Origin of the sequence: Knoellia sp. p5-6-4 (assembly GCF_029222705.1) — a bacterium.
Lineage (GTDB): Bacteria > Actinomycetota > Actinomycetes > Actinomycetales > Dermatophilaceae > Pedococcus_A.
This window is the reverse complement of record NZ_JARGZF010000002.1, coordinates 17333-42430: the sequence shown is the minus strand read 5'-3', so window position 1 is coordinate 42430 and position 25098 is coordinate 17333. Positions and strand designations below refer to the sequence as shown.

At 72.6% G+C, this 25098-nt stretch carries 23 protein-coding genes; 14 read left to right on the top strand and 9 right to left on the bottom strand.

The annotated features are described in order from the left end of the window. The first annotated feature begins 22 nt into the window (after positions 1-22). Positions 23-2881, top strand: a complete 2859-nt coding sequence (locus P2F65_RS11625; RefSeq protein WP_275807581.1) for a DEAD/DEAH box helicase — start codon at positions 23-25, stop codon at positions 2879-2881. Positions 2882-2908: 27 nt separating this feature from the next. On the opposite strand, the gene P2F65_RS11620 is transcribed toward P2F65_RS11625, so the two are convergent. Continuing rightward, positions 2909-3838, bottom strand: coding sequence for a 5'-3' exonuclease (locus tag P2F65_RS11620; protein WP_275807577.1), 930 nt, complete (start codon positions 3836-3838; stop codon positions 2909-2911). Positions 3839-3886: 48 nt separating this feature from the next. Here P2F65_RS11620 and P2F65_RS11615 point away from each other — a divergent pair, with 48 nt between their 5' ends. Beyond that, a complete protein-coding gene (locus P2F65_RS11615; RefSeq protein WP_275807575.1) occupies positions 3887-4309 on the top strand; it encodes an Lrp/AsnC family transcriptional regulator in 423 nt (140 codons plus the stop codon). Here P2F65_RS11615 and ybaK read toward each other — a convergent pair whose 3' ends face one another. The 3 genes from ybaK to P2F65_RS11600 all read right to left on the bottom strand — a co-directional run bounded on the left by ybaK (position 4310) and on the right by P2F65_RS11600 (position 6974). Beyond that, a complete protein-coding gene (gene ybaK / locus P2F65_RS11610) occupies positions 4310-4801 on the bottom strand; it encodes a Cys-tRNA(Pro) deacylase (RefSeq protein WP_275807572.1) in 492 nt (163 codons plus the stop codon). It abuts the gene before it with no gap. Positions 4802-4830: 29 nt separating this feature from the next. Next, positions 4831-5415, bottom strand: a complete 585-nt coding sequence (locus P2F65_RS11605; protein WP_275807569.1) for a biotin transporter BioY — start codon at positions 5413-5415, stop codon at positions 4831-4833. A 98-nt stretch (positions 5416-5513) separates the two neighbouring features. Then, positions 5514-6974: a lysine 2,3-aminomutase gene (locus P2F65_RS11600; protein WP_275807566.1), complete on the bottom strand. Its 1461-nt coding sequence runs from the start codon at positions 6972-6974 to the stop codon at positions 5514-5516. An 85-nt stretch (positions 6975-7059) separates the two neighbouring features. Between P2F65_RS11600 and P2F65_RS11595 the strand changes: the two genes are divergently transcribed. Continuing rightward, positions 7060-8148, top strand: coding sequence for an L-erythro-3,5-diaminohexanoate dehydrogenase (locus P2F65_RS11595; RefSeq protein WP_275807564.1), 1089 nt, complete (start codon positions 7060-7062; stop codon positions 8146-8148). Between the two features lie 13 nt (positions 8149-8161). Here the strand turns inward: P2F65_RS11595 and P2F65_RS11590 are convergent, their stop codons facing one another. Continuing rightward, entirely contained in the window at positions 8162-9721 is a 1560-nt protein-coding gene (locus P2F65_RS11590) for a hypothetical protein (RefSeq protein WP_275807561.1), read from the bottom strand. Between the two features lie 143 nt (positions 9722-9864). On the opposite strand from P2F65_RS11590, the gene P2F65_RS11585 reads away from it, so the two are divergent. From P2F65_RS11585 to P2F65_RS11550, 8 genes are all read left to right on the top strand, one after another. Next, complete coding sequence (locus tag P2F65_RS11585) at positions 9865-11475, top strand: amidohydrolase family protein (RefSeq protein ID WP_345803695.1); 1611 nt, start codon at positions 9865-9867, stop codon at positions 11473-11475. Positions 11476-11555: 80 nt separating this feature from the next. Then, positions 11556-13154: a lysine 5,6-aminomutase subunit alpha gene (locus P2F65_RS11580; RefSeq protein WP_275807558.1), complete on the top strand. Its 1599-nt coding sequence runs from the start codon at positions 11556-11558 to the stop codon at positions 13152-13154. Continuing rightward, positions 13151-13924, top strand: a complete 774-nt coding sequence (locus P2F65_RS11575; protein ID WP_275807555.1) for an OAM dimerization domain-containing protein — start codon at positions 13151-13153, stop codon at positions 13922-13924. The genes P2F65_RS11580 and P2F65_RS11575 overlap by 4 nt, the downstream gene beginning before the upstream one ends. A gap of 19 nt (positions 13925-13943) precedes the next feature. Beyond that, entirely contained in the window at positions 13944-14339 is a 396-nt protein-coding gene (locus P2F65_RS11570; protein ID WP_275807552.1) for a hotdog domain-containing protein, read from the top strand. Between the two features lie 443 nt (positions 14340-14782). Then, entirely contained in the window at positions 14783-16444 is a 1662-nt protein-coding gene (gene lnt / locus P2F65_RS11565) for an apolipoprotein N-acyltransferase (RefSeq protein ID WP_275807550.1), read from the top strand. Then, positions 16437-17234, top strand: a complete 798-nt coding sequence (locus P2F65_RS11560) for a polyprenol monophosphomannose synthase (protein WP_275807547.1) — start codon at positions 16437-16439, stop codon at positions 17232-17234. Before lnt ends, P2F65_RS11560 begins: the two co-directional genes overlap by 8 nt. After that, a complete protein-coding gene (locus tag P2F65_RS11555; RefSeq protein WP_275807545.1) occupies positions 17219-17713 on the top strand; it encodes an FxsA family protein in 495 nt (164 codons plus the stop codon). Before P2F65_RS11560 ends, P2F65_RS11555 begins: the two co-directional genes overlap by 16 nt. Before the next feature lie 159 nt (positions 17714-17872). Continuing rightward, positions 17873-18235, top strand: coding sequence for an RNA polymerase-binding protein RbpA (locus P2F65_RS11550; RefSeq protein ID WP_275807542.1), 363 nt, complete (start codon positions 17873-17875; stop codon positions 18233-18235). Between the two features lie 64 nt (positions 18236-18299). Here the strand turns inward: P2F65_RS11550 and P2F65_RS11545 are convergent, their stop codons facing one another. From P2F65_RS11545 to P2F65_RS11535, 3 genes are all read right to left on the bottom strand, one after another. Beyond that, positions 18300-19682 (bottom strand): MFS transporter, encoded by a 1383-nt coding sequence (locus P2F65_RS11545; protein ID WP_275807539.1) that lies wholly within the window; start codon positions 19680-19682, stop codon positions 18300-18302. 79 nt (positions 19683-19761) lie between these two features. Next, positions 19762-20994 (bottom strand): M15 family metallopeptidase, encoded by a 1233-nt coding sequence (locus P2F65_RS11540; protein WP_275807537.1) that lies wholly within the window; start codon positions 20992-20994, stop codon positions 19762-19764. A 139-nt stretch (positions 20995-21133) separates the two neighbouring features. Then, positions 21134-21658 carry a GNAT family N-acetyltransferase gene (locus P2F65_RS11535; RefSeq protein WP_275807534.1) on the bottom strand — a complete coding sequence of 175 codons (525 nt, stop codon included), beginning with the start codon at positions 21656-21658 and terminating at the stop codon, positions 21134-21136. Positions 21659-21819: 161 nt separating this feature from the next. Here P2F65_RS11535 and P2F65_RS11530 point away from each other — a divergent pair, with 161 nt between their 5' ends. Continuing rightward, positions 21820-22230, top strand: a complete 411-nt coding sequence (locus P2F65_RS11530) for a single-stranded DNA-binding protein (protein WP_275807530.1) — start codon at positions 21820-21822, stop codon at positions 22228-22230. Between the two features lie 12 nt (positions 22231-22242). Here P2F65_RS11530 and P2F65_RS11525 read toward each other — a convergent pair whose 3' ends face one another. Next, a complete protein-coding gene (locus P2F65_RS11525) occupies positions 22243-22518 on the bottom strand; it encodes a WhiB family transcriptional regulator (protein ID WP_345803694.1) in 276 nt (91 codons plus the stop codon). 180 nt (positions 22519-22698) lie between these two features. Between P2F65_RS11525 and P2F65_RS11520 the strand changes: the two genes are divergently transcribed. Further along, complete coding sequence (locus P2F65_RS11520) at positions 22699-23736, top strand: MerR family transcriptional regulator (protein WP_275807524.1); 1038 nt, start codon at positions 22699-22701, stop codon at positions 23734-23736. Positions 23737-23933: 197 nt separating this feature from the next. After that, the gene (locus P2F65_RS11515; protein ID WP_275807521.1) at positions 23934-25091 is read left to right on the top strand and encodes a methyltransferase domain-containing protein; all 1158 of its coding nucleotides are present in this window, start codon (positions 23934-23936) and stop codon (positions 25089-25091) included. The last annotated feature ends 7 nt before the right edge of the window (positions 25092-25098 follow it).

Below are 25098 nucleotides of genomic sequence, written 5' to 3'. Positions count from 1 at the left end.
GGCGCTGGCATAGCCTGACGGCATGTCCACCCCTGCCGAGCGCTACGCCGCCGCAGCGAGGCGGGGCCAGCGGGAGCGCAGCCACCTCGGTGCCTTCCTCTCCGGCCTCGACTTCCCCCTCGACGACTTCCAGCTGAAGGCCTGCGAGGCGGTGGAGGAGGGCAGGGGCGTGCTCGTCGCCGCCCCCACCGGCGCCGGCAAGACGATCGTCGGCGAGTTCGCGGTGCACCTGGCGCTGGCCACCGGGCGCAAGGCGTTCTACACGACGCCCATCAAGGCGCTGTCGAACCAGAAGTACAACGACCTCGTGCGCGTCCACGGAGCCGCCAAGGTCGGCCTGCTGACGGGCGACTCCTCGGTCAACGGCGAGGCTCCCGTGGTCGTCATGACCACCGAGGTGCTGCGCAACATGATGTATGCCGGGTCCGCGACCCTGCGCGGCCTCGGCTTCGTGGTCATGGACGAGGTGCACTACCTCGCCGACCGCTTCCGCGGCGCCGTCTGGGAGGAGGTCATCATCCACCTGCCCGAGGACGTCCAGGTGGTCTCGCTGTCGGCCACCGTCAGCAACGCCGAGGAGTTCGGCGACTGGCTGGCGGAGGTGCGCGGCAACCACGAGGTGATCGTGTCCGAGCACCGGCCGGTGCCGCTGTGGCAGCACGTCATGATCGGGCAGACCATGCACGACCTCTTCGTCGACGAGACGTCGGCGCCCACCGCCTCCCTGGACGCGACCCGCGTCAACCCGGACCTGCTGGCGGCCGTGCGCCACGTCGAGCAGCGGGGACGGTTCGACGACCGGGGGTTCGGTGGCGCAGGCGGAGGCCGCGGGCGGTCCGGCGGGTCGCGGGGGCGGGCGCCCCGGGGTCCCGGCGGTGGTCCCGGCGGCCGCGGGATGGCCAGGGGAGCCGTGCCCGCCGGGGGAGGACCCCGTGGCGGCGGGCGGCCCGGTGGCGGGGCCACCCGTGCCGAGGTCGTGGCCCGGCTCGACCGCGAGGGCCTGCTGCCCGCCATCACCTTCATCTTCAGCCGGGTCGGCTGCGACGCCGCAGTGCGCCAGCTGCTGCTCGACGGGATGCGCCTGATTCCCGAGAAGGAGGGGGAGCGGATCCGGCGCCTGGTCGAGGAGCGCGTGCAGGGCCTGCTCGACGAGGACCTGGCCGTGCTGGGCTACTGGGACTTCGTCGAGGGGCTGACGCGGGGCTTCGCGGCGCACCACGCCGGCATGCTGCCGACCTTCCGCGAGGTCGTCGAGGAGCTGTTCACCGCCGGGCGGATCAAGGCCGTCTTCGCCACCGAGACCCTGGCGCTCGGCATCAACATGCCCGCGCGCACCGTGGTGCTCGAGAAGCTCGTGAAGTTCAACGGCGAGACGCACGCCGACGTGACGCCGGCCGAGTACACCCAGCTCACCGGACGCGCCGGCAGGCGGGGCATCGACGTCGAGGGCCACGCCGTCGTGCTGTGGAACCGCGGGATGGACGTGCTGGCCCTCGCCGGCCTTGCCTCGACGCGCACCTACCCACTGCGCTCCAGCTTCCGGCCCACCTACAACATGGCGGTCAACCTCGTCGCGCAGGTCGGCCGGGAGGTGGCCCGCGAGATCCTCGAGACGTCGTTCGCGCAGTTCCAGGCCGACCGCGCCGTGGTGGGCCTCGCGCGAGCCGTGCGGCGCAACGAGGAGGGGCTGGAGGGTTACGCCGAGGCCATGGGGTGCCACCTCGGCGACTTCAGCGAGTATGCCGCGCTGCGCAACCAGATCAGGCAGGTCGAGAAGGAGGGGGCCAAGGCCCGCGCCGCGAGCAAGCGCGCCGAGGCAGCCCTGAGCCTGGAGGCCCTGCGGATCGGCGACGTCATCCGCATCCCCGCGGGCCGCCGTGCCGGGTACGCCGTGGTGGTGCAGCCCAGCCGGTCCTACCGGGGCGAGCCGGCGTCGCCCACGGTGCTCACCGAGGACAAGCAGATCCGCAAGCTCACCCTCGTCGACGTGCCGGTGCCGGTCGAGGCGCTCACCCGGGTGAAGGTGCCCTCGCACTTCAACGCGAAGAGCCCCAAGGCGCGGCGCGACCTGGCGACGACGCTGCGGATCGCTGTGCCCCACGAGCCGCCGCCCCGCAAGCAGGCCCGCGAGGCCGCGGAGGGGGACGAGGGCCGCGTCGCCGAGCTGCGACGCCGGATGAAGGCGCACCCGTGCCACCAGTGCCCCGACCGGGAGGAGCACGCCCGCTGGGCGGAGCGCTGGTGGCGGCTCAAGCGGGAGACCGTCGGTCTGCAGCGCAAGGTCGAGGGCCGCACCAACTCGGTGGCCAAGACGTTCGACCGCATCTGCACGCTGCTCTCGGAGATGGGCTACCTGTCCCCCCAGGGGGACAGCGTCACCCCGCAGGGCGAGCACCTGCGCCGGCTGTACACGGAGAAGGACCTGCTGGCGGCGGAGTGCCTGCGGCTCGGCCTGTGGAAGCGGCTCGACCCGGCTGAGCTGGCCGCCGTGGTCTCCACGCTGGTGCACGAGCCGCGCCGCGACGAGGTCGACCCGAACCCGGTGCTCCCCACCGACGCCGTCGCCGAGGCCGTCGGGGCGATGGTGCGGCTGTGGGGCGACCTCGAGGACCGGGAGAGGGACCTCGGGCTCCCGCTGACCGGCGACCCCGACGCAGGGATGGCGTGGATGATGCACCGCTGGGCCAGTGGCCAGCGCCTCGAGGCCGTGCTGCGCGGACAGGACATGGCTGCAGGTGACTTCGTGCGGCGGTGCAAGCAGGTTGTCGACCTGCTCGACCAGATCGGTGACGCCGCGCCGGAGCCTGCGCTGCGCGCCACCGCCCGCAAGGCGACCGACGCGGTCATGCGCGGCGTGGTGGCTGCCGACCGCCTCGACTGAGGGCGCGCCCTCGGGCTGGCGCAGGCCTCAGATGATGTCGAGCGCGGTCAGCACGCGCGTGAACGAGCTGGTCAGGCCGTAGTCCTCGGCGAGCCGTCCCAGGAGGTCCGGGTCGCCGACCTGGGTCGGCAGGGCGCCGTCGTGCTCGGGCACGGGCGCGTCGTGGGCGACCCTGACGACGAGGGGGGCCACCTCAAGGTACGGCAGCGCTGCCTCGAGCCGGGCCCGCTGGGCGCCCTTGATCGCGGGGTCGCCGCCCTCCACGGCCGCGCGGAGGGCGGCGAGGTCGCCGTAGCGCTCGATCAGCATGGCCGCCGTCTTCTCGCCGATGCCGGCGACTCCCGGCAGGCCGTCGCTGGTGTCGCCGCGGAGGGCGGCCATGTCGGCGTAGGCGCTCCCGGAGGCCACGGCATACTTCGCCGCCAGGAACGCCTCGTCGACGAGGTCGGGGTCGCGCACCCCGCCGCGCGCCGTGTAGACGACCCGCACGCCGTGGGCGTCGTCGACGAGCTGGAAGAGGTCGCGGTCGCCGGTGACGACGTCGACGGGCATGCCCCCGCGGTGGCGGTGGACGAGGGTGCCGATCACGTCGTCGGCCTCGTAGCCGTCCGCACCGACCCGCGCGATGCCGACGGCCTGCAGCGCGTCGCGGATCACCGGCACCTGCGGCGAGAGGTCCTCCGGGACCTGCTCCTCCTCGAGAGAGCCGTCCGCGAGCCGGTGCGCCTTGTACGTGGGGATGGCGTCGACGCGGAACTTCGGCCGCCAGTCGTTGTCCCAGCACGCGACGAGGTGCGTCGGCTGGTAGGTGGTGACGAGGGACGCGACCATGTCGAGGAACCCGCGCACGGCGTTGGTCGGGGGCCCAGCCTTGTCCCTGCGCTGGTCCGGCACGCCGAAGAAGGCGCGGAAGTACAGGCTGGCGGAATCCAAGAGCATCAGGCGGCCGTCGGTCATGGGCCCATGCTCCCACCCCGGGGCGGCGCGCCTCAGTAGGGTGGCAGCGTGGAAGACCAGGACCGCCGCATCGTCGAGCTCCTCCGCCAGGACGGGCGGATGAGCTACACCGACCTCGGCAAGGCGATGGGGATGTCGACGTCCGCGGTCCACCAGCGGGTCCGGCGCCTCGAGGAGCGGGGCGTGATCAAGGGCTACGAGGCCGTCGTCGACCACACCGCGCTCGACCTCCCGCTGACCGCGTTCATCTCGATCACGCCGCTCGACCCGTCGGCCCCGGACGACATCCCGGACCGCCTGCGCGACCTGCAGGAGCTCGAGGCGTGCCACTCGGTGGCCGGCGACGAGAACTACATCCTCAAGGCGCGTGTGCGTACGCCGGCCGACCTCGAGGAGTTGCTCGCCCGGGTGCGGGCCACCGCCAACGTGGCGACCCGCACGACGGTGGTGCTCTCGACGCCCTGGGAGTAGCTAGCGGGAGATCACGGCCGTGACCGCGCCGGTCACCCGCAGCAGGTCGGCGGGGGAGAGTGAGAGGTCCAGTCCGCGGCGTCCGCCGCTGACGTAGACGCGCTCGAGCCCCAGCGCCGACTCGTCGACGACCGTCTGCAGCGAGCGCCTCTGCCCGACGGGCGAGATGCCGCCCACGACGTAGCCGGTGGCCCGCTCGGCGTCCTCGGGCCTGGCCATCGCCACCTTCTTCACGCCCAGCGCGACGGCGACAGCCTTGAGGTCGAGCGATGAGCTGACCGGCACGACGCCGACGGCAAGACCCCGCTCGCCCTCGACGAGCAGGGTCTTGAAGACCTGCTCGGCCGGGACACCGAGGGCCGTGGCGGCCTCGAGCCCGTAGGAGGGTGCAGCGGGGTCGTGCTCGTAGGGGTGGACGCTGAAGTCGACGCCGGCGCGGGTCAGCGCCGTGGTGGCAGGGGTTCCTGCCGACGCCTCCTTGCGACGGGCCATGGACGGTGTGCCGTTGGGTCAGCCGGGGTTCAGCGGGACTCGACGTGCTGGACGACCTTCCACGCGCCGGGCAGCAGTCCGGCGGCGAGGAGGATCTTGATGCCGTCACCGACGAGGAAGGGCGTCACACCGGCAGCGAGGCCGGCCGGCAGGTCCATCCCGGTGGCCGCCATGAGGTAGGGCAGGCCGAACGCGTAGATGACGACGTTGCCGAGCACCATGGTGCCGGCCGTCCGCAGCGGCGTGCGGTCGCCGCCACGGGAGGCGAGCCAGCCGACGAGGGCGCCGGCGACCACGAAGCCGACGATGTAGCCGAACGACGGGAAGCCCCAGCCGCTGGTCTGACCGGCGAACCAGGGCACCCCGGCCATGCCGGCGGCCATGTAGATACCGATGCTGAGCAGGCCGCGCACGGGACCGAGCGCGGCACCGGTCAACAGGACGGCGAAGGTGCCCAGGGTCAGGGGCACGGGCGTGCCCGGCAGCGGGATGCTGAACTGTGCCAGCAGGCCGACGAAGGCCGCACCGCTGGCGACGAGGAGGGCGTCACGGGCGAGGCCGCCGGGGATGACGTCGGCGAGCACGCGCTTGCGGGGGAGAGCGATGGCAGTCACGGGAGCAACCTAGCGAACCCGGCCCACCGCGGCATACCGGTGTCTCATGACGAACGCGCCACACCTGCAAGGGTGTGGCGCGTTCGCGGGGCGCTCCGTCAGACCAGCGCGGCGTCGCGCTCGGCTGCCTCCCTGCTGGCCTGGGCCCGCTCCACGGCGAGCTCGTGGGCGGCCGCGTGGTCGCCCTGCTCCCGCCACCACCGCTGGCCGCTCTCGGGGAGCGTGTAGATCGGGTCGTAGTAGACGTAGTCGCGCGAGAGGGCGTCGGTGTCGGCGGCCTCGATGGACGTGCGGTAGTTCTTGCGCCAGAACGACATCCCGCGCTCGGTGTCGTAGGACTCGACCTGGTGGACCCACCGCTTGCCGACGAAGGGCACGTCGCACACGATCCGCGGCGTGGCGAAGCCGGGCAGGTAGCCCATCATCGCGTGCTGCAGGTGCTGCGCCTCGGCGAGCGAGAGCCGCCAGTGCTCGCTGAACGGGATCATGTCGCACATGTAGAAGTAGTACGGCGTCACCATCGCCTCGTCCTGGAGGGCGAAGCAGAGGTCGAGCAGCTGCTCGGTGGTGTCGTTGACCCCGCGCATGAGCACACCCTGGTTGCGCACGTCCCGCACCCCTGCCTCGAGCATCGCCTTGGCGGCCTGGGCCACGGACGGGGTGACGGACTGCGCCGCGTTGACGTGGGTGTGGATCGCCAGCGAGACCCCGCGCTCGCGCGCCTTGCGTGCCACCCGGCCGACACCCTCGACGACGTCGTCCTGCAGCCAGTGCTGGGGCAGCCCCATGAGGGCCTTGGTGGCCAGGCGGATGTCGCGGATGTTGTCGATCTCGAGCAGCTTGTCGAGGAAGCCCTCAAGGTTCTTCCACGGCATGTTGGCCACGTCGCCGCCGGAGACCACGACGTCGCGCACCGAGGGGGTGGAGGAGAGGTAGGCCAGCATCGCGGCATACCGGTCCACCGGCTTGCCGGCGAGCTTGAGCTTGGCGACCTGTGGGGTGGAGTTGCCGACGAGGTCCATCCGGGTGCAGTGGCCGCAGTACTGCGGGCAGGTCGGCAGCATCTCGGCCAGGACCTTGGTGGGGTAGCGGTGGGTCAGGCCCTCGGCCACCCACATGTCGTGCTCGTGCAGGCTGTCCCGGGTGGCGTGCGGGTGCGACGGCCAGTCGGTGCGCCGGTCGGAGAAGACGGGCAGCATGTAGCGGCGCACTGGGTCGGCGTAGAAGGCCCGGGTGAACTCGACCCCCGCCGAGGGCATGGTGCCGTCGGACCAGGTCACCTCGCTGACCATGGTGTTCATCATCTGCGGCGGCACCAGCATCGACATCGTCGCCCGCTCGGCCTGGTCGCGCTCGAGGTCGGCGTAGAACGACTCGGTGAGCAGGTCGCCCATGAGCTCGCGGAGCTGCTTGACGTTCTTGACGCAGTGGGCGCGCTGCCACTGGGCGCTGGCCCAGTCCTGCGCGGTGACCTCGCGCCATCCGGGGAACCGCGTCCAGTCCGGCTCGGCCAACTCGTGGCGGCGGTAGATGTAGGGCTGCTCGATCTGCGTGCTCATAGGTGGCAGGATACGCAATGCGTCCGTTGTTTACCGCATCGAGCCGGAGGATTTCCGGTTCGTGTCGTCTATCGAGGGAGATCCTGTGCCTCTGCCGCAGTCCGAGTCCTCGCCCGTGGGCCTGCACCGTGTGCTCGAGCCGGCTGGGGCGTCCCTGCCCCAGGCCGCCCGGCGCCTCGACCCGCGCCCCGAGCTGTGGCCCGACGAGGTGCGGGTGCGGGTCGAGACCCTGAACCTCGACGCCGCCTCCTACCGACAGCTCGCCGAGAAGCACACGACCGGCGACGGGGTCCTCGACGGCGAGGCGCTGCGCCGGGAGGTGCTCGACATCGTCGCCGAGCGAGGCAAGATGCAGAACCCGGTGACCGGTTCCGGCGGGATGCTCATCGGCACCGTGGAGGAGGTCGGACCGGAGAGTCCGCTGGGCCTGCACGTCGGCGACCACGTGGCCACACTGGTGTCGCTGTCCCTGACCCCGCTGGTGGTCACCGACGGCCTGGCCCGGTGGGACGGGCGTTCCGAGCGGGTCCCCGCAGACGGGCACGCCATCCTGTTCGGCCGCTCCATCGCGGCCGTGCTGCCCGACGACCTCTCGCCCGAGTTGGCGCTGATGGTCATGGACGTGTGCGGCGCCCCTGCCCTGGTGGCCCGGGTGGTGGGGGAGTATGCCGCCCGCGCCGGTGCGGCAGCGCCCTCGGTCTGCGTGCTGGGCGGGGCCGGCAAGTCCGGCTCGCTCTCGCTCGCCGCCGCGGGCGCCAGCGGGGCGGGGCGACGGATCGCAGTCGTCCCCAACGATCGCGAGGCCGCCCTGCTCGACGGCACCGGGCTCGCGGACGCCGTCGTCGTCGCCGACGCCCGCAGCCCGCTCGGGCTGTCCGAGGCGGTCGCGGGTGCGGGCGGCCCCGCCGACATCACCGTGGTGTGCGTCGACGTGCCCGGCTGCGAGCAGCCGGCCATCCTCTCCACCGCGCAGGGCGGCACGATCATCTTCTTCTCGATGGCGACCAACTTCGCGGCGGCCGCCCTCGGCGCCGAGGGCGTCGCGGCAGACGTGCGCATGCTCGTCGGCAACGGGTACGTGCCCGGGCACGCGGCATACGCCCTCGACCTCGTGCGCAGCGATGCCGCGGTGCGGACCCTGTTCGAGAGCCGCCTCGAGGAGCACGCGCCCTAGGCGACCTGCTGGGTCAGCCCTTCAGGCGCCCTTTGCCGGCCACGGTGCCGGAGGTGTCCGTCGCGGGGTCGTCGGTCGGCGTGCCGGCTGCGCCACCTGCGCGGCCCTTGCCGGTGCTCGTGCCCCGTCCCACCGTGCCGGTGCCGGTCCCGGTGTCGGTGCCCGCACCCGTCGACCCGCTGCCAGTGCCCGTGGTCGGGGGGGTGGGCTCCGGCGGGGTCGTGGTCGGCTCCGTGGTCGGGGACGGGGTCGGGGGCGTGACGTTCGGCTCCGTGGTCGGCGACGTGACGGTCGGCTCCGTGGTCGGGGACGTGACGGTCGGCTCCGTGGTCGGGGACGTGACGGTCGGCTCCGTGGTCGGGGACGTGACGGTCGGCTCCGGCGTCGCGGGGATCGGCGCGCTGGGCCCGGTCGTGAGCGGGGCCAGCGGCACGCCGCTCTTGGCGCAGTAGGCGCCGACCCGCGAGCCGCTGCCGGCTGCCTGCGCCAGGCTGCGGAAGCTGGTCGAGCGGTCCTCGGTGACACCGCTCTCGCGCTCGGCCTCCCAGGTGCGGCACAGGTCGAGCGCGGCCGTCATGGGCGGCTGCCCGGCGCGGGTCGACGTGCTCTGCGAGCGGGTGCCAGCCTGCGCCGGGGGGACTGGCGCCGTCGTGGTGCGGGTGCGGCCGGGCGGCGCGGCAGACGTGGCCGCGGGGGACTCGGGCGCGGGCTCGGGGGCGCCGATGACGACGTGCATCACGTTCTGGACCGGGTCGGGCAGCACGCCCTGGTAGGCGGCCGCACTGAAGGCGCCCATCCCGAGCACCGCAGCGGATGCCGCGGCGGCGGCGCCTGCGCGGGTCCGCCACGTGGGTCGCCTCAGCGAGATGACCCTGGCACCCCCGGACGACACGCCCCGGGAGGATGCCGGCGACGAAGGTGACTGCTCGGGCACCAGGGCGCGGAAGACCGCGACGAGGGTGGCCTCGTCCGCGACCTCCACGGGCCGCGGCTCGCCCCCCATGGACCACGTCAGCAGCTCGGCATCGAGGCCGAGCTGGTCGAGCGCCTCCTGCTCCAGGGCGTGGACGGCGCCGACGTCGGAGCCGACCAGCTCGGCGACCTCCTCGGCGGGGAGGAGGCCGACCTGCCGCAGCATCAGCACCTCGCCCTGCTCGGGCGGCAGGTCCCGGACCGCCTCGAGGGCCATCCGCAGGCCGTGGGCGGGGCCGCCTTCGGCCTCGTCCTCCTCGAAGGGCTCCTCGCCCGGCGGCAGGGGGGCGGCCACCACGGCCGTCACCTCGGGTTCCTCGACCATCGCGTCCCACACGCGGCGCTGGTTCTCGTCCTCGGCGTGCATCCTGGCGCAGGAGAAGACCAGGGTGCGCCACGCGGTCTCGTCCCCCTCGAACGTCGGCAGCCGGCGGAGCACCGCGACCCAGCTCTCGCAGGCGATGTCGTCCGCGTCCGCGACGGCGACGACGCGCAGGTAGCGGGTGAGGGCGGGGTTGACGTCGGACCACAGGCGCACGAAGGCCGCCACCCTGCCCTGCTGGGCAGCGTGGAGAACCCCCGTGAACTCCGCGCCGATCACCTCGCCAGTATCGTCTGCGCGGGCGCATGGCGTGACTCGTCTTTTCGGACACTCCTGCGTGCAGCCCCCTCGTCCTAGGTGCGTAGAGGGCCCCCGGATGTCCAGACGCCGAGCCCGCCGGGCGCACCCTCTAGGGTGCTGCGGTGACCACCCTGTACCGCGGCGGATTCGTCTACAGCCCGGTCGACCCGTTCGCCAACGCGATGGTCGTCGACGGCAGCACCATCGCCTGGATCGGCGGTGACGACGCGGCCACGGTCCACGAGGACTCCGTGGACGCCGTCGTCGAGCTCGACGGCGCGCTGGTCACCCCTGCCTTCGTCGACGCCCACGCACACCTGTCGCACACGGGCGCAGCCCTGCGGGGGGTCGACGTCGCGGGCGCCCCCTCGCTGGCGGTGGCCCTTTCGCGGGTGGCGGACGCGGCCCGGGCCCAGCAGGGACGCCCGGTCTACGCCCCGAACTGGGACGAGCGGCACTGGCCCGAGGGGCGGCCGGCGACGGCCGCCGAGCTCGACCGGGCCACCTACGGGGGGGTCGTCTACATGCCGCGCGTCGACGGCCACTCCGCCGTGATCTCCTCCGCGCTCGCAGCCGCGAGCGGGGCGCCGCAGCAGCCCGGCTGGCAGGGTGACGGCGTGGTGTCGCGAGAGGCGCACCACGTCGCGCGGGAGGCGTTCAACGCCGCCATCAGCCCCGCCCAGCGCCGCGCCGACATCGACCTTGCCCTGCAGGCGGCAGCCGCGGCGGGCATCGGCCTCGTGCACGAGAACGGTGGGCGCATCCTGTCGTCGGCAGACGACTTCGCCGACGTGCTGGCCGCGGGGGAGCGGGGTGACGGGCCACAGACGCTGGGCTACTGGGCCCAGCTGGTCGCCACGGAGCAGGAGGCGCGTGAGGTGGCATCCCTGGTCGGGGCGCACGGCCTCGCCGGCGACCTCAACGTCGACGGCTCGATCGGGTCGCGCACCGCCTGCCTGCGCGAGCCCTACGCCGACGCCGACGGCCACCGGGGCAACGGCTACCTCAGCGTCGAGCAGGTCCGCGACCATGTCGCGGCCTGCTCCCTGGCCGGCCTGCAGGGCGGCTTCCACGTCATCGGTGACGCCGGCGTCGACACCGTCGTCGCGGGCATCGAGGCCGCCGCCGAGCTGGTCGGCGCCGACCGGGTCCGCCGAGCCCGCCACCGGCTGGAGCACCTCGAGATGATCGACGCCGAAGGCATCGCCCGGCTGGTCTCCCTCGGGGTCACCGCCAGCGTGCAACCCGCCTTCGACGCGCACTGGGGCGGGGGAGAGGGCATGTATGCCGCGCGGCTGGGCCGCGAGCGCGCCGCCGCGATGAACCCCTTCGCGTCGATGCTGGCGGCCGGGATGACCCTGGCGCTGGGGTCGGACTCGCCCGTGACGCCGTTCGCCCCGTGGGAGGCAGTGCGGGCAGCCGCGTTCCACCACACGGTCGAGCAGCGGGTGTCGGCGCGCTCGGCGTTCCTGGCGCACACCCGCGGCGGGTGGCGGGCGGCGGGGTTCGACGACCGCGGCCACCTCGACCTGGGCCTGCCCGCGACCTTCGCCGTGTGGAAGGTCGGTGACCTCGTGGTGCAGGCGCCCGACGACCGCATCCAGACCTGGAGCACCGACCCCCGGTCGGGCACCCCGGGCCTGCCGGACCTCAGCCCGGGCGCCGAGCTGCCGACCGCCCTGCGCACCGTGGTGCGCGGGGCCACCGTCTTCGACGCCGGCGCGCTCGGCTGAGCTCGCCAACGCCGTCGATCTTCCGGCGAGCAGCCCCTCTGACCGTAAGATCGCCGCCGTCCGCTGCTAGTCTCTGGAAGGTGCCTTCCCGCGTGAAACCCGTGCTCGAACTCGACCCCACCGTCGTCCGCAAGGCCCGCACCCTGGCCCGCAAGGCCGGCCGCCCGGTGGTGAGGCTGGCGCAGAGCCACACCACCGTCTCCGTCGAGAGGGCCACCCTGCGGCTCGCCGGCCTGGCGGGCGCCGACCACGAGCGCGTCCCGTGGGTCAACCACCTCGTCGACCAGGTGCGCGACCAGGTGGGCCTCGAGCACGGCGTCACGACGCCCGTCTTCGACGCCCTGCGCCGGGGCGAGGCCGAGGACCTGCTGACCCTGGCCCAGAAGGCCGCCAGCGGCTCGGTCTCCTTCCACCTGCCCGAGGGGAAGGCGGCGACCAGGGCGCAGGCCGCAGCGCGCCGTGAGGTGAGCCGCGGCCTACGCACGATCGACCGCCAGCGGGCCGCCCGCGAGCGCCTCGTGAAGCGGCACGGCGACCCGCAGCAGCGCCCGTGGATCTACCTCATCGTCGCCACCGGCGACATCTACGAGGACATCCCGCAGGCCCAGGCGGCCGCGCGCGAGGGCGCCGACGTCATCGCGGTCATCCGCTCCACCGGCCAGTCGCTGCTCGACTACGTGCCCGAGGGCGCCACGCGCGAGGGGTATGCCGGCACCTACGCCACCCAGGAGAACTTCCGCCTCATGCGGGCGGCGCTGGACGAGACGTCCAAGGAGCTCGGGCGCTACATCCGGCTGACCAACTACGCGTCGGGCCTGTGCATGCCCGAGATCGCCACGCTGGCGGGCCTCGAGCGCCTCGACATGATGCTCAACGACTCGATGTACGGGATCCTCTTCCGCGACATCAACCCGGTCCGCACGTTCGTGGACCAGCGGTTCAGCCGCCAGATCCACGCCCGCGCCGGGATCATCATCAACACCGGCGAGGACAACTACCTCACGACCGCCGACGCGGTCGAGGCGGCACACACGGTCACGGTCAGCCAGCTGCTCAACGAGTACTTCGCCAAGGAGGCCGGGCTGCAGGACTGGCAGCTCGGGCTCGGTCACGCGTTCGAGGTCAACCCCGACCTGCCCGACAGCTTCCGGATGGAGCTCGCCCACGCCCTGCTCGCCCGGCAGCTCTTCCCCGACGCGCCGCTGAAGTGGATGCCGCCGACCAAGCACATGACCGGCGACATCTTCCGCGGCTACCTGCTCGACGGGTTCTTCAACCTCGTCGGGGCCATGACGGGCCAGGGCATCCTGCTCGTCGGCATGATGACCGAGGCCGTCGTCACGCCGTTCCTGTCCGACCGCGACCTCGCGCTGCAGAACGTCCGGTACGTCATGAACGCCGCCGGGGGCCTCACCGAGGACTTCCACCCGCCGCGCGACGGGTTCATCCAGAGCCGGGCCCGCCAGGTGCTCGGCGAGGCCGTCGACCTGCTCGACGCGATCGTCCACGACAGCGACGACGCGGGTGACCCGCCCCTCCTCGCGGCAATCGCCGACGGCACCTTCGGCCTGATGAAGCGCCCGGCCAACGCCGGCAAGGGCCGCGACGGCGTGGTGAGGCGGGCCCGCGACTACGACAACCCAGCCATCACCCTGCTGGAGACGGGGGAGACCCGATGACCACCGAGACGACGGCGGCACAGGACAGCCGGCAGCCCGACATCATCCGGCCGTACGGCGACACCACGGGCGACGGCATGGTGCAGATGTCCTTCACGCTGCCGGTCCCGCACGACAAGCGCGCGGAGGGCGCGGCCCTGCAGCTCGCCGCCAAGATGGGGCTCGACCCCGCACTGCTCGTGCACGCCAAGCCGATGGGGCCCGAATTCACCTTCTTCGTCGTCTACGGCCGGGTGCACCACCTCGTCGACCTCCGCCAGGTGGAGGTGACCGAACGGGAGTTCCCGCTGCTCAGCCCCAAGGAGGTCAACCGGGCGATCAAGACCCGGCTGCGCCGCAAGCTCGTCGTCGTCGGCGCGTGCATCGGCACCGACGCCCACACGGTGGGGATCGACGCGATCCTCAACATCAAGGGGTTCGCGGGCGAGAAGGGCCTGGAGTACTACCGCGAGATCAAGGTCGTGAACCTCGGCGCCCAGGTGCTCGTCCCGGACCTCGTGGCCCGGGCGCGGGCCGAGAAGGCCGACGCCGTGATGGTGAGCCAGGTCGTGACGCAGAAGGACGCGCACATCCACAACACCACCACGATGTCGGCGGCCTTCCGCGAGGCGTACCCGGCGGGCAGGGTGCCTCTGCTCGTGGTCGGCGGGCCCCGCTTCGAGGAGGGCTCTGCGCAGCGGCTCGGCGTCGACCGCATCTTCGGCCGAGGCACCACCCCGGGCGAGGTCGCCAGCTACCTCGTCCACGCCCTGACCACGCCCCGTCCCTGACCCACAGGAGGCCTGTCCCATGACCCGAGCCAAGGTCGGACTCAGCGTCGTGCACCGCCGCTACGTCCCCTACAGCCACGCCCACTACGCCGGCAACCTCGTCGACGGCGCCTACTCCCTGGCCGCCTTCGGTGACGTGGCCACGGAGATGTGCATCCGCACCGACGGTGACGAGGGACTGTTCGCGTCGTACTCCGACGTCCAGTTCAAGGCGCCCGTCCGGGCCGGCGACGTCATCGAGATCGAGGCGCGCCTGGTCCGGGTCGGTTCCCGCAGCCGCGAGATGGACTTCGAGGTGCGCGTGGTCGGCCGGGGCGCACCCGAGCGCTCGGAGTCCTCTGCCGACATCCTCGAGCCGCCCGTGGTCGCCACGACTGCCCGCGGCGTCGTCGTGGTGCCCCCGCGCCAGGCCTGAGCACCGCGCCACCGCGCGTCCATCCCCCGAACGGAGGAGAGCTCCTCGGCGTGTCGTGCGTGACACGCCGAAGGCTCTCGAAAATCACTGTGCGGCAGGAATATTCGCTCGTCGCGCTGACCTGCGACGACACACGAAAGCGCAGGTGAACGGGGGCTTGACAGCGAGCGACGCGACGGTAAGTTGGCCGGCGGTCGTCCACCGAGCGCCACGGTGCGGGACGACAGAGGCAGGGGAAGATCGACGGCATTCGGTGGCTAGCGCGCGCAGCCACCGCTGAGCCAGCCGTCTGGCACCGACCCGGTCACTGTCGGGCCGAGCAGTGGTGGTGGACGCCCGCACGGCCCGCGCGCTCAGTAGACAACAGCCCGCCGTCGGTACCCGATCGACGCCTGGCTGGTCCCAACGGCAGCGCGGGCCGTGCTGTGTCCTACCGTGGTGGCGTGCCCACCGACCACGCCGTACGCGGCCAGACGCTGCGAGCCGGCCACCGGCTCGTGCTGGCCGTCGCCTCCGGGCTGGTCCTGGTGCTGGCCTTTCCCACCTACGACCACTTCTGGCTCGCGCCGGTGGCCGTCGCGCTGCTGTCGGCCGCCGTGCTGGGGGCTTCCTGGCGGGTGGCCTTCGGCTCGGGCCTGGCGGGCGGGCTGGCCTTCTTCCTGCCCACTCTGTCGTGGTCGGGGGTCTACGTCGGCGCCCTGCCGTGGGTGGCCCTCTGTGTGCTGCAGGCGCTCTACATCGCCGTCATGGCCGGGGTGACCGCGGCCGTCCAGCGCCCGCTGCTCGGCACCCGCCTGCAACCACTGGCGTATGCCGCCGTCCCCCTCTTCTGGGTGCTGCAGGAGACCGCCCGCTCCCACACGCCGTTCGGCGGCTTCCCGTGGGCCCGCCTCGCGTTCAGCCAGGCAGACAGCCCACTGGCGCCCTTGGCGGCATACGTGGGGGCCCCGGGCGTCACGGCAGCCGTGGCCGCCCTCGGGGCGCTGCTCCACGCCACCGTCGCGGTCGTCCTGGGGCGCATCCGGCGCCCGGCCGGCCGCCGCACCGCCGTGCCGGGCTCGCTGACGGCCCGGGCCGTCTCCTTGGCGCTGGTGCTCCTCGCCGTGGTTCCGGCCATGGCTGCCCTCGCCGCCACTGCGCCCACGGGCGGCCGGGGCGTGCCGGTGATGTTCGTGCAGGGCAACGTGCCCCGGGCAGGTCTGGACTTCAACGCGGAGCGCCGCCAGGTGCTCGACAACCACGTGCAGCAGACGCTGCGCGGCCTGGCCGCGGGAGAGGGCGAGGCGCCCAGCCTGGTCGTCTGGCCCGAGAACGCCTCGGACATCGACCCCCTGCGCAACGCCGACGCCGAGGCCGCCATCCGGTCGGCGGTCGAGGCCGCTGGTGTGCCCGTCCTCGTCGGGGCGGTGCTGCGCGAGCCGGCGCCGAACCTGTCCAACGTCAGCCTGCTGTACCGGCCCGGCGGCGGCGATCCGGAGCGCTACGTCAAGCAGCACCCCGTGCCGTTCGCCGAGTACATCCCGTACCGCTCGTTCTTTCGCACCTTCAGCGACAAGGTCGACCTGGTCACGGCCGACTTCACCGGCGGGGAGGACCCCGCTGCCTTCGAGGTTCCGGTCGCCTCCGGCGGCTCGTACTCGGCCATCCCGACCATCTGCTTCGAGGTCGCCTACGACGACCTGATGCGCGAGGCGACGCTCGCGCCCGGCCGTGGGGACAGCCTGCTCGTGGTGCAGACCAACAACGCCACGTTCGGCTACACCGCCGAGTCCGAGCAGCAGTTCGCCATCTCGCGGCTGCGCGCCATCGAGCACGGACGCTCGGTGGTGCACGTCTCCACCGTCGGGGTCAGCGCCTTCATCCGCCCCGACGGCTCCTACGAGGACAAGACGCGCCTGTTCACGGGGGTCGCCGCCCACGGCGAGCCGGTCGTGCGCTCCTCACTGACCGTCTCCGACCGCATCGGCGACCTGCCCGAGTACACCGCCGCAGCGCTCGCGGCACTCCTCGTGACCGCCGCGGCCGCCACCTCCCGAGCCCGGGGTGGGCGTGCCGCTAGGGTTCAGGCCGAGCACCGAGAGGAAGAGGAAGCTGTCGTTGTCTGAGCATGCCGCCGCGGCCACCGCGCACCGAGGACCGGTGACCCGGGTCCTCGTCTGCATCCCGACCTACAACGAGCGCGACAACCTGCCCACCGTGGTGCGCCGGGTGCGCGAGTCGGTGCCGGACGCCGACGTCCTCGTCCTCGACGACAACTCCCCGGACGGCACCGGCAAGGTCGCCGACGAGCTCGCGGACGACGACGCGCGCGTGCACGTGCTGCACCGCGCCGGCAAGGAGGGCCTCGGCGCCGCCTACCTCGCCGGGTTCGCCTGGGGTCTCGGGCGCGACTACGACGCGATCGTCGAGATGGACGCCGACGGCTCCCACCAGCCCGAGCAGCTGCCGGAGCTCCTCTCCGCCCTCGGCGACGCCGACCTCGTCATCGGCTCGCGCTGGGTTCCCGGTGGCTCGGTGCGCAACTGGCCCCTGCACCGCAAGGCGCTCAGCGTCGGCGGCAACCTCTACACGAGGGTGCTGCTGGGCATGGGGGTCAACGACGCAACCGCCGGCTTCCGGGCCTACCGCACCTCGGCCCTGCGCGCGATCGGCCTGACCGACGTCGCCTCCCAGGGCTACTGCTTCCAGGTCGACCTCACCAACCGGGCGGTGCGCAGGGGCCTGCGGGTCGTGGAGGTGCCCATCACCTTCGTCGAGCGCGAGATCGGCGACTCGAAGATGAGCAGGGACATCATGCGCGAGTCGCTGCAGCGGATCACCGTCTGGGGCTTGGAGCACCGGGCCCGCCAGCTGCGGTCGCTCGGCTGCCGGGAGCCGAAGTGGCACCGCCTGTAGGACGCGCGCCCCGCGCCCGCCGCCGCCCCCGCTGGCTCGCGGTGGTCTTCGTCCTGCTCCTCGTGGTGCCGGTGCTGGAGATCGCCGTCATCGTGGCCGTGGGCCGGGTCATCGGTGGCTGGCAGACCCTGCTGCTGCTCGTGCTGGAGTCGCTGCTGGGCGCCTGGCTGGTGCGCCGGGAGGGCGCGCGTGCCTGGTCGGCCCTCACGACGGCCCTGAACACCGGGCGCATGCCCAGTCGCGAGCTGGCCGACGCGGCCCTGGTGCTGGTCGGCGGCACGCTGCTCCTCACGCCGGGGTTCGTCACCGACGTCGTGGGGTTCTTCTTCATCCTCCCACTGACCCGACCGCTGGCCCGGGGTGTGCTCGAGAGGGTCGTGGCACGGCGCCTGCTGGGCGGGTTCTTCGGCCCCCCGCGCGGCCCCGGAGGGCGCGGCGGTCCGGGGGAGGGCGACGTCATCGAGGGTGAGGTCCTCTAGCGCTGCGACACGCCGAGGGTGTGAGACATCACACAACCCCCGACGTCCCCGGCGCGCTCGGGGGACAGGAACAACACGCCCCACCGCCGCGTTGGCACAGGTGTACCCCGCGCGACGAGCGTCGGCGCGCCCGGGATCCACCACGTTGGGAGAACCCCCATGGCAGAACGATCACTTCGAGGCACCCGTCTGGGCGCGTTGAGCCTGGAGACCGACGAGCACGTCGTGCCCAGCGAGCGCCAGATCACCACCTACGAGTGCCCCAACGGGCACAAGATCGAGTTGCCCTTCTCGGTCGAGGCGGAGATTCCTCCCACGTGGGAGTGCCGCTGCGGCGCGGAGGCACGCCTCGTCGGCGAGGGCCCCGAGCCCGAGGCCAAGCAGGTCAAGCACCAGCGCACGCACTGGGACATGCTGCTGGAGCGGCGCTCCATCCCCGAGCTCGAGGAGCTCCTCGAGGAGCGGCTCGCCCTGCTGCGCGCCTCGCGCGGCGAGAAGGGCAACGGCAAGCGCTCAGCCTGAGCACTGCACACCGCCGGCACGCGAGGGCCGCGTCCGACCCGGGACGCGGCCCTCGCGCATGCGCTCACACGACGCGGGGCAGCTCGTTGCCGGCGTCGAGGATCCCCTGGCGGACGTTGACCCGCGAGAGCAGGAAACCCCCGACCGCGAAGAACACCAGCAGGGCGATGATCGCCCAGCGGTAGGAGTGGGTGAACTGGTGCACCAGGCCGAAGATGAGGGTGCCGAACCAGCTCGTGCCGCGCTCCATGGCCTGGTAGAAGCTGAAGAACTCCGCCTCCCGGTTCTTCGGCACCATCTGGCTGTAGAGGGAGCGGGACAGCGCCTGGCTGCCGCCCAGGACCACCCCGATCAGCACCCCGAGGGCGAGGAAGGCCGAGAAGGCGCCCCGGGGGACGAAGAAGGCGATCGCGACCACTCCCGACCACAGCACCAGTGAGGCCAGGATCGTGCGCCAGGCGCCGAAGCGGCCGGCCAGGCGCCCGAAGAGCAGCGCACCGCCGAAGGCCACGAACTGCACCAGCAGGATGAGCATCATCAGCTGGTCGGTCTCGAAGCCCAGCTCCTCGCTGCCGTAGAGGCTGGAGGAGCCGATGACTGTCTGGATGCCGTCGTTGAAGAAGAGGTAGGCCGCCAGGAACAGCACGGTCTGGGGGTACTGTCGCAGGTCGCTGAAGGTGTCGCGCAGCTGGCGCAGGCTGCCGCTGACCGCCCCCGCTTCGCGGGCCACCTCGGGCCGTTCGACGCCGCGCAGCCGCCACATGCCGGCGACCGGGATGACGGTGAACACCGCCCACCAGAGGCCGGCCGAGAGCATGCTGATGCGGGCCGCCGTGCCTGCGTCGATGCCGAGCGAGTCGCCCATGGTGATGAACCCGAGGTTGAGCGCGAGCAGCAGGCCGCCCCCGAGGTAGCCCAGGCCCCACCCGCGCGAGGAGACGGCGTCACGGTCGTCAGGACTGGCTATCCGGCACAGCAGGGAGTCGTAGACCGCCTGGGACGAGGCGAAGGCGACGGTGGCGAGGACCATGAGTACGACACCGAGCTGCCAGTTGTCGCCGGCGACGAGGAACATCGCGCAGGCCGCCGCGGCACCGGTCCAGGCGAACACGCCGAGGAGCCGGGCGGGCCGGGGGGACCGGTCGGCGATGGCGCCGACGAACATCAGCACCACGGCGGCGAGGATCGTGGCCACCGTGACGGTGTACGGGGCCACCGAGCCGGGGGCGATGGGGACCCCGAGCACGTCCAGGGTCGCGGTGCAGCTCCCGTCCCCTCCGGGGCACGCGGCCTCCTTCGCGACGGCCGTGATGTAGGGGCCGAACAGCACCGTGCCGGTGGTTGTGACGAAGGCGGAGTTGGCCCAGTCGTACCAGTACCAGGACCTGCGGTACTGCGCCGTGTACGCGTAGGGGTCGGCCGGCGCCGCGACCTCGGAGGACGTCATGGGGGCAGAGTGGCACACGGCGGCCGCGGAGGAATGCGTCTGCGTGCTCAGTCTCCGGCGTGTTCGCCTCGCGGGCCGCTCAGCCCGCGTACTCCCAGTGCCACGGCTCTGGCAGCGAGCCGCCCGGCCCGGCCCAGGCGGGGTGGTACCAGCCGTAGAGGGGGGCGTTCTGGCGCATCCAGAGGTGCGCCGGGCTCCCGAAGCTCTGGATGCCACCGCACAGGTCGAGCGCCATGCCGAGGCCGTGCTCGCTGGTGCCGGGAGTTGCGGCCCACTTGCCCCGGCTGGCCTTCACGGAGACCTGCTCCGCCAGCGACCGGTAGGAGTCGGTGACGCACAGCGGCACCCCGGCGTCCTTCTCGTACGCCCTGCTCAGGGCGTTGAACGCAGCCGCCGCACCCGGGCGCAGGCTGTGACCCGGCGCTCCCTGGAGGGGGCACAGCGCGCTGGCCGGGATGTGGCCGTTCGGGTAGTCCCGCTCGTCCCCGTCACAGGCGTTGGCCGAGCCGTCGACGAACACGTCCGGCAGCTTCAGGGCCCTGCGCAGCTCGCGCGTCACCTCCAGCGCATGGCTGTTCTCCGAGCCGAGCAACAGCCCTGAGATCGGACCCACCCGCCGGACCTGCTCCGCGTGCAGCGCACGCGTGGACTCCAGCTCGCGCCTCTGCCTCGCGATGACCGCGTCCAGCCTCTTGCGGGCGTCGGCCGCAGCAAGGGCCGCCACGGTGGCGGCGGAGCGGGCCTCGACCGCCTTGAGGGCCACACCACGCTGCTCGGCTGCCAGGCTCTGGATGCGCTCGAGCGCGTGCACCTTCTGGTCGCTGAGGTAGGCCAGGTGCGCCACGGGGTCGCTGGCCTCCGAAGCGGGCATGCTCAGCGCCTCGAACATGGCCGTCAGGTCGGCAATCGAGCCGCCGCCGGTGTAGACGTGGAAAGCCCACGCGCCCACGGCCCGCCGGTCGTCGGTGGCCTGGGCGTTCATCTCCTCGAACAGCTTGAGGTTGCGGTCGGCCTCGGCGCGGGCCTCCCGCTCGGCCGTCCGGGCCCTGGCGTACTCCTGGAGCAGCTGGTTGGCCTCCAGGGAGAGTCGCTCGAGGCGGGTGGTGGCCGCCGCGATCTTCGCGTTGGAGGCCGTCAGCTCGTCGCGCAGCCGGCTCGCCTCAGCGATCTGGGACCGCAGCTGCGCGGGATCCAGCGAGGAGTCGACACCGGCGTCGCTGAGGGCGCGACTGGCGGGCGCGGGGGAGGGGCGGCCCTTTGCGGACGAAGCGGTGGCCGTCGTGCCGCCGAGGACGGCACAGGTCAACAGCACGGCGCAGACCGCCCCTGCCCTTCTGACCACGTTCCGCCCGCCGCTTCCGTCGTCCACCCCACCGGCGCACGACACGCCGGTGACTCTGGTAAAGAGACGGTAAATCCTGCAGCTCGGAGGCGAATCCCCCGAACGGCCATCACAGGGTCAGGTGCTTGGCCATCATTGCCACCGTCTTGCCGGGCGCCCCCAGGCGCCCGACCTCGAAGTAACCGCGCCCGGCGTGGAAGGCGAGCGAGGCCGGGTTCGGCGGGTCGGCGTTGACCTCGAGCGTGAGCAGGCCGACCCGGGCGGCGTCGGTCTCCACGACGTCGTAGACGGCCGAGCCGAGGCCGCAGCGACGGAACCGCTCGCTGAGGACGATGCGGTCGAGGTAGTGGAACCCGGTTCCGTAGCGCTGCGCGAACCACCGGTAGTTCGCGGAGTCGTAGGCGGTTCCCGGGCCCATGGTGATGACGAAGCCGGCGAACTCGCCGCCGACCTGCACCACGTCGGCTCGCAGCGACCAGGCCCGCAGCTGGTCGAGCCGCGCCTCGTCCATGGGCGCGAGCAGCTCGACATTGGCCTGGTTGAGCGCCAGCACGTCGTCGACGTCGCGGCCCGCGATGGGCCGCAGCAGGGGAGAGGGGTGCGAGGACGTGGGGCTCGGGGGAGCGGGCCGCATGCCTGACATTGTCCAGCATCGCCGGCCCGGCCCCGTCACCGGCATCCACAGGACGGGCGGCTCCGCCCCCGCTGTCCACAGACAGCTCGCGGACCTGCCCACGGCCCCCGAGCGCGCGCCACGATCGGGCACAGGCACGGCACCAGCGGGAAGGAGCCCACGTGGCACAGGCGCAGCGAACGCGGCAAGCACAGGAACAGGCCCACGAGGCGGCCCCGGGAGGTGACGCGGCGGCCCGGGTCAACGAGGTCCACCTGGTCGGCCGCGTCAGCGGCGCGCCGGAGGAACGGTCCCTGCCGAGCGGGGACGCTGTGGTGCTCCTCCGGCTGGTGGTGCGGCGGTCCCCGGTGTGCCGCACCGCGGCGGGGCGCGGTGCGGCGAGGGGGCCGTCGGTCGACACCATCGACGTGGCGTGCTGGGGCTTGCGCGCGAGGCGGGCCGCCCTGAGGCTCCACGACGGCGATGCGGCAGAGGTGTCAGGCTCCCTGCACCGCCGGTTCTTCAGGGCTGGCGGTGCAGCGGCCAGCCGCTACGAGGTCGCAGCCTCGTCGGTTACAAGGGCACGCACCTGACCACCGGCCGGATCAGCTGGCGATGCTGCCAGTGTCGGGGCCCTCGCTGAGCAGCGCCCGGCGCTCGTCGGCGTTGAGGCCGCCCCAGACCCCGTGGCTCTCGCGCACCTCGAGCGCGTGCTTCAGGCACGCGTCCACGACGGGGCAGCGCGCGCAGAAGGACTTGGCGGTGGCCTCCCGCTGCCGGCGGCGCGCTCCGCGCTCCGACTGCGGAGAGAAGAAGGTCTCCGGGTCGGCGTCGTTGCACGCTCCCTCGAACTGCCACTCGTAGCTCTCGATCACAGGCATCGGGAGACGCTTGATGTAAGCCATGGCGAACCTCTCTCAAACCCTGGGTCGATGCCCCACCGGCACCGAACTGGTTCACAACCTATTCAGAATGTTGTTCATCGCGCAAGATGAGTTGAACAGGTTTATTCTTTCCGGCAAGCAGGTGTACGTTCCAAGGTCGAGCTGGAGGAGGATGTCATGGACACCAAAGACCGCTCGGGAGATCACACGGAGGACCTGGTCGCCGCTCACGAGGGAGCTGGAGGCACGAAGGACTCCCCGGACGGCACGGGCCCCGAGCTGCACGCACCGAGAGTGGCGCTCACATGGAGCGTCGGGGGAGTCGCCGAGCGCCTCGACCTCGCGCCGTCGACACTGCGCACCTGGGACCGGCGCTACGGCATCGGGCCGTCCCAGCGCACGGAGGGCGGGCACCGCCGCTACGACGAGGTGGACATCCAACGCGTGCGGCTCATGGCGCAGCTGACCGGTCGCGGCGTGCCCGCAGGGACGGCAGCCCGCGTGGCGACCTCGGTGGACGCCGCCGGCCTGGCGTCGGCACTCGGCCCGGGCACAGGCTTCCCGGCTGCCGGCCAGGGCGCCTCCAACTCAGCCGTGGAGGCGATCGTGTCATCGGCAGCCGCCCTCGACGCCGACGGGCTCGCCCGCATCTACCAGCGGGTGACCCGCGAGAGCGACCTGGTCTCCGCCTGGACCTCGGTGCTCGCGCCGGCCCTGCGCCGGATCGGCGAGCGCTGGAGCGACGGCTCCCTGGGAGTCGACTCCGAGCACCTCGCGAGCGAGCTGCTGGTCACCGAGCTGCGGTCGCTGACCAGGGCCAACCGGGCCCGTGTCGGCGGTCGACGAGAGGTCGTCCTGGCCAGCGCCGACGAGGAGCAGCACTACCTGCCGCTCGTGGCGATCGAGGCCGAGCTGTCCCTGCAGGGCATCGGCTGCGTGTTCCTCGGCCCACGCGTGCCGGTGGAGGCGCTGATCGACCTCGTGGGCCGCGCCTCACCGCCCGTCGTGTTCCTGTGGGCCTCCATCGGCCGACCGGCGAACGACCCGCTGTGGGCCGCGCTGTCGTCGGTGGAGCGGCCGCTGAAGCTCGTCGTCGGAGGCCCGGGTTGGCCCGAGGACCTCGAGGTCGCGTCGCCGAGCGTGACGATGGTGCGCGCCAACAGCCTCGACGAGGCGTGCGAGGCACTGTCGAGCTCGGTGTTCCCGGCCCCCTGACGCAGAGCGAAGAGGGGCTGACGCTCTAGCCGTGAGGCAAGAGGGCGTCAGCCCCTCTTCGGTGGGCTGCCGTGGGTGGTACACAACGCCGATAATCGACATTATGTCAACTCATTGGCCGTGACCACTTCCCCCGTCGGTGTCACCTGGACCGGACCACCGACAACGCGCCGCCGGCGCCCTTCTAGCCTTGTCCGGTGCATTGCGACTACTTCGATGCGGGGCGGTGCCGCTCGTGCGCCCTGATGGGAGTGCCGTATGCCGCGCAGCTGGCGGACAAGGACGCCGCCGTTCGCGCCCTGCTCGCCGACCACGCACCCGCTGACGTGTGGCTCGAGCCGTTCACCGGCCCCGAGTCCGCGTTCCGCAACAAGGCCAAGCTCGTCGTCGGCGGCACCCGCGGCGCGCCGACCCTCGGCATCCTCGACGCCGCCGGCGCGGGTGTGGACCTACGGCACTGTGGCCTGTACGAACCCGGCCTGCACGGGGCCGTCCTGGCGCTGCCCGACCTCGTCGGGGCACTCGAGCTCACTCCCTACGACGTCCCACGGCGCACCGGCGAGCTCAAGCACGTGCTGGTCACGCACTCCCCCGACGACGAGCTCATGGTGCGGTTCGTGCTGCGCTCCACCGGCCAGCTCGCGCGCCTCGAGCGCGGCTTGCCGGACCTCCTGACGGCGCTCCCCGGGCTGCGCGTGGTGAGCGCCAACATCCTGCCCAACCACACCGCCCTGCTCGAGGGCGACGTGGAGCACGTCCTCACCACCGAGCAGGCGCTCCTGATGCGCGTCAACGGCATCCCGCTGCACCTGCGCCCCCGGAGCTTCTTCCAGACCAACACCACCGTGGCAGCGGGGCTGTACCGCCAGGCCCAGCAGTGGCTCTCCCGGGTCCGGCCCACGACGCTGTGGGACCTCTACTGCGGCGTCGGCGGGTTCGCCCTCCACTCCGTGGCCGCGGACCACCCACCCCAGGAGGTCACGGGCATCGAGGTGTCGGCCGAGGCCGTCGCCAGCGCGCGGCGGACGCTGTCCGAGCTCGCGGTCACCCCGGGCGCCGGCAGGTCGAGCTTCCACGTCGGCGACGCCACGACGTATGCCGTGGGGCTGGCACCCACGGACGCGCCCGAGACCGTGGTGGTCAACCCGCCACGGCGCGGCATCGGGAAGGACCTGGCTGCGTGGCTGGACAGGTCCGACGTCCAGCACGTCGTCTACTCCAGCTGCAACGCGCGGTCGCTGGCCGCCGACCTCGACGCCATGCCCCGGCTCGGGGTCAGGGCGGCCCGGCTGTTCGACATGTTCCCCCAGACCTCGCACCACGAGGTCATGGTCCTGCTCGAGCGGCGGGGCTGAGCCTTCC